The following is a 10,799-nucleotide window of genomic DNA, read 5'->3' as shown; positions in this document are numbered from 1 at the left end:
GTGAGTGCCATTTTTAATTACTTGATTTAGTTTTTATTACGCTTCTTATCTGCCTTTTGCCGTTCAGAAGTGTTTAAAATCTTCTTACGAAGACGAATTGATTCAGGTGTTACTTCACAATATTCATCATCGTTTAAGAACTCGATTGCTTCTTCTAGTGTCAATGTCTTTGGCGTTCTGATTGCAGCCGCATGGTCTTTACCGGCAGCACGGGTGTTAGTCAAATTCTTTCCCTTAATTACGTTAACTGCAATATCACGATCACGTGATGATTGACCAACAATCATACCTTCGTAGACTTCAACACCTGCTCCGATGAATAATTCACCACGTTGTTCAACAGTTTGTAGTGAATATGTGGTTGACTTACCTTGACTGATTGAAACAAGAGCACCATTTTTACGTCCTGGTTCCCAGTTCTTAACTACTGGTTTATATGAATCAAAGCTGTGGTTTAAAATTCCGTAACCACCAGTTTGAGACATAAATTCATTGTTATAACCAATTAAGCCACGTGACGGAACTAAGAAGTCCAAACGAGTTTGATTATTTCCAGTTGATTCCATGTTCTTCATTTCACCTTTACGTTGTGAAAGTGAATCAATTACTGAACCAACGTATTCATCTGGTGTATCGACTTGAACTGCCTCATATGGTTCACACATTTGGCCATCGATTTCACGATAGATAACTTTTGGACGTGAAAGTTGTAATTCAAATCCTTCACGACGTAATTCTTCAACAAGAATTGAAAGGTGTAATTCACCACGTCCAGAAACAGTCCAGGCATTGATTTGATCAGTAGGTTCAACCTTCAAAGAAACATCAGTACGAGTTTGTTTGATTAAACGATCCTCTAACTTTTTAGGAGTTACCTTGTCACCTTCACGGCCAGCAAATGGTGAATCACTTGCAACAAAGTCCATTTGCAAAGTTGGTGGGTCAATCTTAAGGAATGGCAATGCTTCTGGGTCTTCTGCAGATGCAATTGTTTCACCAACGAAAATGTCGTTAATACCACTAATGGCAATAATATCTCCGGCTTTAGCTTCTGTGATTTCATTACGCTTCAAACCAAAGAAACCAAATAGCTTAGTTACACGGAAGTTTTGCTTTGAACCATCACGTTTCATAACTGTGATGTTGTCACCAACTTTTACACTACCGCGGTAGATACGACCTACTCCAATACGACCAACATAGTCATCCCAGTCAAGCATAGTGATTTGGAATTGTAAAGGCTCATCAGCATTATCAATTGGTGCTGGGATAGCTTTAATAATAGTGTCAAAAATTGGATCCATTGTTTCTTTTTGAGTGGATGGATCAGCTTCATAAGAAGAAGTTCCGTTCAATGCTGATGCATAAACAACTGGGAAATCGAGTTGTTCATCATTGGCACCTAATTCAATGAATAATTCAAGAACTTCATCAAGAACTTCTTTAGGACGAGCACCTGGACGGTCGATTTTGTTAATAACAACGATTGGCTTAACGCCTGCTTCTAATGCCTTCTTAAGAACAAAACGAGTTTGTGGCATTGTTCCTTCATATGCATCAACTAAAAGTAGGGCTCCATCAACCATATGCATGATACGTTCAACTTCACCACCAAAATCGGCGTGTCCTGGTGTATCTAAAATATTAATTGTGGTATCGCCATATTTAACCGCAGTATTTTTAGATAAAATAGTAATACCACGTTCACGTTCAATATCATTTGAGTCCATTGCACGATCTTCCAAAGCCATGTGCTCAGGGAGAGTGTCGGATTGCTTCAATAATTGGTTAACCAAAGTTGTCTTACCATGGTCAACGTGCGCTATGATCGCTATATTTCTAATATCGTCTCTTCTTTTTTCTGACAAAAGTATTCCTCCTCCACTCCTCAATAAAAAAACTGTGACAATGTCACAGTTTCGCCGGCACGTTCAAGAACATGCTAATCGAAGTGTTTCATATCTGTATATTTACGCTCATTGATTTTAACACCTAACTGTTATACTGGTCAACGTTTATCACTCTTTTTCAATTTTTAAATTTAGGATAGAATAAAAAGCAGACAAAATGTCCTTATTTATGGTAAAAATATAGAGATAACTTTTTTATGAAAGAGTGAATTTAATTGATTTTAATGAAAGATATTGTTCGTGATGGTGATCCCGTATTACGTAAAGTTGCTGAAAAGTTAACTTTTCCTTTGAGCGACCATTACCAAAAATTGGCCGAAGACATGATGGAATACCTAATCAATTCACAGGATCCAGAAATTGCTAAAAAGCATCAGTTACGTGCTGGTGTTGGTTTAGCAGCACCTCAAGTGGGTGAAAGTGTGCAAATGGCATCACTTCTTGTTCCAAATGATCAAAACGAAATTGTTTTTAAAGAAACGATTGTTAACCCTGAGATTTTGTCCGAATCCGTTCGTCAGGCATGTCTCAGTGAAGGTGAAGGATGTCTAAGCGTTGATAAAGTTATTGATGGTTATGTTCCCCGTCCGGATAAGTTAAAGATTCATTACTATACCGTTGATGGTGAGGAAAAAACGATTAACTTAAAGGACTATCCTGCTATTGTTGCATCCCATGAAATTGAACACTTAAGAGGCCACCTATTTTATGACCGGATTGATAAGCAAAACCCATTTAAATTGGATGATGATACAGTCCTAATTTACTAGTATTGCTACTACATGACAGATTAACCGCCAATTTACTTTGACGGTTTTTTTATGAGTCAAACAAGTAGTGTTTCTATACTTAAAATTATAATTATGGTAAACTAAAATAAGCTATTGGATACTTTTAGTTATCCAAAATTAAGAACGTTTTTATAACTGAATAAGGAGAATACAAATATGATCTACAAAGTTTTGTATCAAAAGGACAAAGTTGTTAATCCTAGACGTGAAACAACTCAAACCCTTTACTTAGAGGCTGACAATTTGGTCAGCGCTAGAACCTTGGTTGAAGACAATACCCCCTACAACATTGAACTCATCCAGGAATTAGCAGGAAATTCACTACAATATGAAAAAGAACACGCCGATTTTAAATTGACGACTTTTGATAGTAAGAAGTAGTTTCTGTGCGAATTAAAAATAATGAAGTAGCCGTCTTTGCAATCGGGGGGTTGCATGAAATCGGCAAAAATATGTATTGCGTTCAATATCAAGATGAAATTATTATCATGGACTGTGGTATTAAGTTCCCAGAAGATGATCTTCTTGGTATTAACTACGTTATTTCTGACTATTCATATTTAGTCAAGAATCGTAAAAAGATCAAAGCACTGGTTGTTAGCCACGGACACGAAGATCACATTGGTGGTATACCTTTCTTGCTTGAAAAAATACCCGAAATTCCAGTTTATGCTACACCCTTTGCCTTGGCATTAATCAAGGGTAAGCTTGAAGAACACGGAATTCTTCGCACTACCGAACTGCACGAAGAACACGAAAACACAGTTCTAAAATTCAAGAAGCTTTCTGTTTCTTTCTTTAGAACTACCCACTCAATTCCTGATACGTTGGGAATTGCTGTTCACACTCCTCTCGGTGCTGTTGTCTTTACTGGTGACTTTAAATTTGATTTAACTCCAGTAATGAACCAACCTGCTCCTGATTTTCAAAAGATGGCTCAAATTGGTAACGAAGGCGTCTTAGCCCTTCTATCAGATTCAACTAATGCGGAAGTTTCGCAATTTACCAAGTCAGAGCGCTTTGTTGCACATTCGTTGCACGATATTATTACTGGTATCCATGGTCGAATTATTTTCGCTACATTTGCCTCTAACCTTTACCGTGTTTCAACGGCAATTGAAGCAGCAATTGATACTGGTAGAAAAGTTGCAATTTTTGGTCGAAGCATGGAAAACGGTGTGCAAAATGGAATCGATCTAGGATACTTAAATGTACCCGAAGGTTTAATTGTTGATTCAAATGAAATCAACCACACTCCTGCCGATGAGGCAATGATATTATGTACCGGATCACAAGGTGAGCCATTAGCTGCTCTTTCTCGGATTGCAAACGGAACACACCGTCAAATTAGTCTTCAACCTGGTGATACAGTCATTTTTTCTTCTAACCCTATTCCTGGTAATACACTTAGTGTAAACCACTTGATTAACAAATTGATGGAAGGTGGCGCTAACGTCATTCATGGGCGTGTTAATAATGTCCATACTTCTGGTCACGGTGGTCAAGAAGAATTAAAGATGATGGTTAGATTGACTAAACCTAAGTATATGATTCCTGTTCACGGCGAATATCGCATGCAAGTAGTTCATACAGAACTTGCACAAGCTGCTGGCGTCCCCGAAGATCATACTTTTGTTTTGGAGAACGGTGAGGTTGTCTGCTTTGGACCTGAGGGTGCTAGAATTGCTGGACACGTTCCTGCAGGCGATGTATATGTTGATACTTCTGGAACTGCTGACGTTGGTAATGTTGTTGTCCATGATCGCCAGGTTTTATCAGAAGACGGCTTAGTTGTTGTAGTTGCTACCGTTGATTATAAACACAAGCGTGTTCTAGCAGGACCTGATGTTTTAAGTCGTGGATTTGTTTATATGCGTGAATCAACTGAATTGATTAGCCAAGCTCAAAAACATATTTACCATATTATAAAAAGTGAAATGGATAAAACAGATAATCCTAAAGATGCTGTTGTCCGTAAGGCAATTGTTGAAAATCTTTCTGATTTCTTATATTCCAAGACAAAAAGACGGCCAATGATTTTACCTATGATTGTTGAGAAAAAGTAAAAAAGCCCATTTGGGCTTTTTTTAATAAATAAAATATGAAAAATAAACTTAAAATCCATCTTCTAGTTAATGAAACTGCTGGAAATGGACATGCGAAAAAGATATTAGACCAAACTACCCTCTTACTTGTTAATGAAAATATTGCTTTTGATGTTTACAAAAGCTCTTTTGCAGGTGAAGCAATAAAAATTGCACAAGAATATGGCAATAGAAACCATCTCTCCAATGAAGTTCTATTAGTAATTGGTGGAGATGGATCTTTGAATGAAGTTCTTAATGGAATAAAAAGATCAAGTCATCCTTCCACGCCGCTAGCTTATTTACCTGCGGGCACTGGAAATGACTTCGGCAAGGCTGCTAATCTTTCTGGAAACCCTGAAGAACTTATTAACCACTTAAAAAATGGTATTGAGCCTGAAAGAATTGATTGTGGTTCTTTCCACTTCCCTCATTCAAGCAATGATGTTTATTATTTTGCAAATAGTCTAGGGGTTGGTTTTGATGCTTATGTTAATCACCTTAGTAATATTTCAGAATTAAAGAAACTCTTAAACAAAATCAATGAAGGCAAAATGATTTATGGACTTCATATTTTGTCAGCACTGCGTAAGCAAGATACATTTACTGTTGATATTAAATGCGACAATAAAAGATATCATTACGATGATGCTTTTCTAATAACTACCACCAATCATCCCTATTTAGGTGGTGGTATTCCATTATTACCAAGTGCAAGTATCAAAAGTCGTGTGCTTGACACCGTTGTTGTTGAACGCTTCAGTTTAGGCAAACTAATCAAACTCTTTATTAATTTGTTAAAAGACGGCTCACATGTTCATGATCCTCAATTTCATTATTTTGAGGGTAAACAAATATCTATTCAAACAACTAAAAAAGAGTTTGCCCAAGTTGATGGTGAGCAAATCAAACCAGATTCATTCAAAATAGATTTTAAAGTTAGCCATTTTTATTTATTAAGATAATCACTAAAAAAGGAAAAGCATACACGCTTTTCCTTTTATTTTATTTCAAATTTATACAACCCAAAGCTCAGCCATTTCAGTAAATGACTGAATTTTTTTACATTAAATTTCTTTCCCGAAGTTAAGATTGAGAATGCTCCTCCGTCATCAACTAGATAATTAGAAGTCTGCCTAAACCCATTTTTTTCATAAAAAGATAATCTCTTTAAGCGTTGCCTATAATTGACCGCTTTTTCATTCACCGGTTCAATGTCAATAATGATATTCTTGGGAGCAAAACGCTTTTTCAATTGAGTTAAAATTTTTGAGCCATACCCTTGATTTCTTTTTTTCGAAACTGTTGCCAAAAACATCAAATAAACTGCTTCACTGTTCTCTGCAAGAAATACTAAGCCAATAAAGTCATGCTTATCATAAACCGCTTCGAAATGAACTTGGCGGTGAAGTGACATTAAAACTAATTGCCATATTGAAAAGCGCTCATTTTTTGGAAAAGCGGTTAAATATAATTTTCTTACGGCAAAATAATTCTTTGTTCCCCAAACAACATTCTTAAATTCTAAAATAATATTCTAACTTCCTTTAATGCATGAACTATTCTATTAAGCATAATAAAAGCAGTTAACATCTTTTCATGAATATCAAACTGCTCTATATTTATATTAAGTTTTATTTTAAAAAGCGTCAAATGAACCATTTTTTCGTTCATACTTAATGCTATAGGAAAAAACAAAAGTAAGAAGCAAAGAAGATATTAAATCATTGAAAGTAAAGTGCGACAAAAAAATGTGACTATGCTTATGACTAATAACTCAAGCCAAACAATAATATTTTCTCCCAGAATTTGAAATAGGTAAATTAACCACAAAAGGTATGCAGATTGCATTTCACTTTCTAAGGTTCCTTCCCTCTCATCTATTTCAACTGCATTACTGCACGATTTGCTCACTCTATTAACCTAAATAGGATACGGCAACTACTAACTGGGTTAGCTTCATAATCGTTGCAATGACATTAGCTCGGCTTACTTCTTTCCAAATTTCTCCAGTATTGTAATCAAAATCAAAGCCTGCAGCCTTAGCAACTTCCTCCGTCATAGCATACAATTCTTCATCACTTGCACTTGGGTCAATTTTAAACAATGTTCTACTGTCATCACCTATCCGATACACATCATTACTTTTCTGGATAAAGCAGTATATTGTTTCTCCCAAAGAGTCTTTTTCACTAGTTGCAATTTCAAGTGTATCATCACTAATAAAGCAAACCTGAGTGTGATTAACTACCCAGTTTCCAATTTGATCTTTTATGATTTGCTCAATTTCTTTACTCATTATTTTTCTCCAAGCTATTTTGTTTATTGTTGAACACCTAATTTAATTCCTTGCATGCCAATCATTGGATCTATTTGACCTGAATAAATTAATTCTGAAGTTAAAACGTAATCTTCATCTTTTGGCAAGTCAGTGGTGCTACTTGCAAGATTACTATCTTCTTTTTCATCAACCACTTCTGTATTAACTTTCTTACCTAGCTGTTCACACAGTTTGGCACTTAAACCAGTTTTACGGTCATTTCCTGGTGTATTAAAAGCCATTGCGTATGCACGCGGGTCTCCAATTAACACAAGATTTTTCTCCGCTCGGGTAACGGCTGTATATAAAAGATTTCGTTTCAACATGACATAGTTTTGCATGGTCAAGCTTAAAATAACCAAGGGAAATTCAGAACCTTGTGCTTTGTGAATCGTAATCGCATAAGCTCTAGTAAGGTCAAACAGATCTTTCTTACTAAAGTTAATTTCACGTCCATCAAAATCAGCTGTCATACACTTTTGCGGATTTTTTTCATCGATGGAGATTATTTTTCCTATTTGTCCATTGTAAATATCTTTTTCAGGGTTATTTTGCAGTTGTAGCACCCTGTCGCCAATTCGAAAAATTTCATCATGAGCTTCGAGAATTTTACTATTAGGTTTGGCTGGATTCATAATTTCCTGAATCACATTATTTAGGTTAGTTACGCCACCAGAACCTTGATACATTGCGCCCAATACTTGAATATCATCCTGATCAAAACCACGTTTAAGAGCACGCTCAACAATTTGACTAACTACGTGATCAACTTCATGTGGCGGACAGGAAATGAAAGAATAATTCTTAGTTTTATTAAATAATGCGTCTTGATCCTGTCCCTCATTTATATCGTGGGCAAGCGTAATAATACTTGAATCGTCACCCTGACGGTGAATTTGCTTTAGAACAGTTGTTGGAAAAACATCTGCACTAATTAAGTCACTAAAAACATTTCCAGCACCAACTGATGGCAGCTGATCCTTGTCTCCAACAAATACAACGTGTCGTGTTTCAGCTATGCAAGAAACTAGTTCTTTAAAAAGAAACATATCAACCATCGACATTTCATCAATGATTAGAATTTCGCCATTAAGTTCGTTGAGGTCAAGTGCATCACTATCACCAATTCCTAGGCCCAGCAAGCGGTGAATTGTTTTTGCTGTAATACCAGTTATTTCTTCCATACGCTTTGCTGCTCGGCCAGTTGGAGCTGCCAGTAAGAATGGCGGATCACTACTATAAAGTGCTGATGCAGGAATATCAGCAAGTTCACGTAAAGCTAACAAGATACCATTAATAATAGTTGTTTTACCAGTTCCGGGTCCACCCGTTAAAATCGATATTGGATTAGTTAAAGCATTTTTTATTGCAAGCTTTTGTGTTTGGTCATATTTAATTTTTAGCTTTTTCTCAGCATTTTTTATAGCTTTGTCGATTGCCTTATCTTCAAAATGCTCACTTTCATCTTTACGATCAACTAAGTTTTTCATCATTAAAGCAATGTCATTTTCTGTTGCATAAATGTTTTGTAGTGCAGCATTCTCACCAGAAACCACAACTTTGCCTTCATGCTGCAATTCATTGACTGCATTGGCAATTGGATCAAAATGCTTAAATTGCAATAATTCGCTAGCTGACGTTAGAAGCTGTTCTAACTTGATATAGGTATTTCCAGCTTGGCTAAGCTCATCCATTAGAACCTGAAAAACTGCACCCTTAATTCTGCGGGGATCATCAACCTCTATCCCCAACTTATTTCCTATTTGATCAGCACTTTTAAAAGCATAACCTGTCACTTCTGAAATTGCAGCATAGGGATCATTCTCTAATTTCGTTAAAGTATCACCATGATAAAGTTGGTAAAGCCGGCCAGCAACCTTTTTATTTAAGCCAAATTGGGCAAGCTTAAGAACAATCTCTGAATATGAATCCATTGACTGAACCCCATTTAATAGACTATCCTTTTGCTTCTTAGTTAATGGTAAAACTGAAACTTTTTCAGGTTTTTCTTTTAAAACTGATAATGCATCAACACCTAAAACCGAAATAATAGAGTCTGCTGCTTTTTTACCAATTCCGGGGAATTTATTTGAACTCAAATAGCGCGTTAAACTACCCTTTTCGTGTGGGACTGATTGCTTATAGCTATCGCATCGAAATTGTAAACCAAACTTATTGTGAACAACGAGCTTCCCTTCAAAGTTATAAGTAGTATTTTCTTGAATTTCGCCAAAATTACCAGTTACTTTAATTTCCTCGCGATCATAGTCTTCCAATTTGCCAATGATTGTTACATCAAGGATTTTATATAAATCTTGATCGTTTTCGAAAACGATTCTGTTCACTTTTCCAACAAACTTAGTCATTTTTCTTTTCCGCTTCGTTAACCATTTTTAAAATTGCACCATATTGTTCCTGGGCTTGCTTAAAATATTCAGGATCTTTTTCTTTTGCATTTTTTAGATAACTAGTTGCCTTTTCACGGTCACTATCCAAAATACTAATCCCAAGCATAAAATAGACTTTTGCTGTCCTTTTGTTAGGAGAAATCTTTTCATAACAGGTACGAGCTTCGCTTAATTCACCAAGACTTAGCCAGATATCACCTAGTAATTCTAGAACCTTATCATCAACTTGCTTAATCGTTAACGCATGAGCTAATGCCTTTTGTCCTTGCCCAAGTTTTAAAAAAACTAGTGCTTTCTGGTATAAAACTAAATCATCATTAGGAATTTGATTAAGTAAGGTAAGAGACTTATCAAAATCACCTTGCATGTAGTAGCAAACTGCTAAATCATAGTCTAAGTCCTGTGGGTGCTTAACAAGATGTTTAGCTTGCTCAAGAAGTTGAGTTGCTTGAGCAAAACTTCCCTGCTCAATTAATTCTGTCGCTAATTTTAGATAATTTTCTGTTTTTTGTGGATTCTGATCTATTTTCTCGATTAACTTGTGTATACGCTGATTAACTACAGCGTCCTCTTTCATACTTTTACTTTGTTTATCTGTCATAATGCATCAGTTCCTGAAGTATCCCTTTCCAAAAAGCTTGTATCATTCCACACAATTAACTTAAAGGTTGCACCTTGATCAAGTGTTTCCAAAATCGTCAAACTAGTATTACTTAATGGACCATTACACCTAACATCTTTTAATGGGTATCCTAGTAATCCCCCCATAATAGCACCCAAAGCAGCACCATGACTAACAGCAAGCACTTTATCGTCAACACCAGTAAATTGGCTGGCTTTTTCAGTAGCAAAGCTCTTTCCACGCGAAATTACATCTGGATAGTTTTCACCTTGAATGCTTTTACCATCATATTTATCAGGTCTATTCCAGATATCGTCAACCTGTTTAGGAAATTTTGCGCTCGCTTCATCAAACTTTAAGCCTTCCATTAGCCCCATGTCAAATTCACGTAGACGCTCATCTTTTTTGACACTTAAATCCGAAGATATAGCTTTTTTAATGCCATTAGCTGTATCAAAAGCACGTTTTAATGGACTAGAATAGATTCCATTGAAATTAGTTCCTTTTAAGTGATTGCCAAGTTTTTCTATATCATTTAAGCTTTCTGCTAACAATGGAGAATCACCATGTGCGCCCTGGAAACGACGCTCCAAATTCCACTCGGTTTTTCCATGTCTTACAAAATAAATCTGCATCTATTACTAGTCCTATTCTTTATTAGCAT

General features: G+C 36.1%; 10 protein-coding genes. 4 read left to right on the top strand and 6 right to left on the bottom strand.

The window, feature by feature from the left end; all coding sequences use genetic code 11:
- Window positions 1-26 precede the first annotated feature (26 nt).
- Window positions 27-1,868, bottom strand: coding sequence for a translational GTPase TypA (gene typA, locus F5ESL0263_RS04030; RefSeq protein WP_122035039.1), 1,842 nt, complete (start codon window positions 1,866-1,868; stop codon window positions 27-29).
- A 257-nt stretch (window positions 1,869-2,125) separates the two neighbouring features.
- Between typA and def the strand changes: the two genes are divergently transcribed.
- From def to F5ESL0263_RS04010, 4 genes are all read left to right on the top strand, one after another.
- Complete coding sequence (gene def, locus F5ESL0263_RS04025; RefSeq protein WP_046306753.1) at window positions 2,126-2,680, top strand: peptide deformylase; 555 nt, start codon at window positions 2,126-2,128, stop codon at window positions 2,678-2,680.
- A 177-nt stretch (window positions 2,681-2,857) separates the two neighbouring features.
- Window positions 2,858-3,082, top strand: a complete 225-nt coding sequence (locus tag F5ESL0263_RS04020; protein ID WP_046306751.1) for a DNA-dependent RNA polymerase subunit epsilon — start codon at window positions 2,858-2,860, stop codon at window positions 3,080-3,082.
- 5 nt (window positions 3,083-3,087) lie between these two features.
- Window positions 3,088-4,767 (top strand): ribonuclease J1, encoded by a 1,680-nt coding sequence (gene rnjA / locus F5ESL0263_RS04015; RefSeq protein ID WP_109715428.1) that lies wholly within the window; start codon window positions 3,088-3,090, stop codon window positions 4,765-4,767.
- Between the two features lie 35 nt (window positions 4,768-4,802).
- Window positions 4,803-5,750, top strand: coding sequence for a diacylglycerol kinase family protein (locus F5ESL0263_RS04010; RefSeq protein ID WP_122035037.1), 948 nt, complete (start codon window positions 4,803-4,805; stop codon window positions 5,748-5,750).
- A gap of 35 nt (window positions 5,751-5,785) precedes the next feature.
- Here the strand turns inward: F5ESL0263_RS04010 and F5ESL0263_RS04005 are convergent, their stop codons facing one another.
- The 5 genes from F5ESL0263_RS04005 to F5ESL0263_RS03985 all read right to left on the bottom strand — a co-directional run bounded on the left by F5ESL0263_RS04005 (window position 5,786) and on the right by F5ESL0263_RS03985 (window position 10,770).
- Entirely contained in the window at window positions 5,786-6,316 is a 531-nt protein-coding gene (locus tag F5ESL0263_RS04005) for a GNAT family N-acetyltransferase (RefSeq protein ID WP_370448845.1), read from the bottom strand.
- A gap of 387 nt (window positions 6,317-6,703) precedes the next feature.
- Window positions 6,704-7,084, bottom strand: a complete 381-nt coding sequence (locus F5ESL0263_RS04000) for a DUF1828 domain-containing protein (RefSeq protein WP_233558454.1) — start codon at window positions 7,082-7,084, stop codon at window positions 6,704-6,706.
- A 23-nt stretch (window positions 7,085-7,107) separates the two neighbouring features.
- Window positions 7,108-9,471 carry an ATP-dependent RecD-like DNA helicase gene (locus F5ESL0263_RS03995; RefSeq protein ID WP_122035033.1) on the bottom strand — a complete coding sequence of 788 codons (2,364 nt, stop codon included), beginning with the start codon at window positions 9,469-9,471 and terminating at the stop codon, window positions 7,108-7,110.
- Window positions 9,464-10,114 carry a lipopolysaccharide assembly protein LapB gene (locus tag F5ESL0263_RS03990; protein ID WP_074425444.1) on the bottom strand — a complete coding sequence of 217 codons (651 nt, stop codon included), beginning with the start codon at window positions 10,112-10,114 and terminating at the stop codon, window positions 9,464-9,466. Before F5ESL0263_RS03990 ends, F5ESL0263_RS03995 begins: the two co-directional genes overlap by 8 nt.
- Complete coding sequence (locus F5ESL0263_RS03985; protein WP_122035031.1) at window positions 10,111-10,770, bottom strand: histidine phosphatase family protein; 660 nt, start codon at window positions 10,768-10,770, stop codon at window positions 10,111-10,113. Before F5ESL0263_RS03985 ends, F5ESL0263_RS03990 begins: the two co-directional genes overlap by 4 nt.
- Window positions 10,771-10,799: the final 29 nt, after the last annotated feature.

Source organism: Lactobacillus sp. ESL0263 (assembly GCF_003692845.1).
GTDB lineage: Bacteria > Bacillota > Bacilli > Lactobacillales > Lactobacillaceae > Lactobacillus > Lactobacillus apis.
The sequence above is the reverse complement of the archived record's forward strand: the minus strand, read 5'-3'. Positions and strand labels throughout refer to the sequence as shown.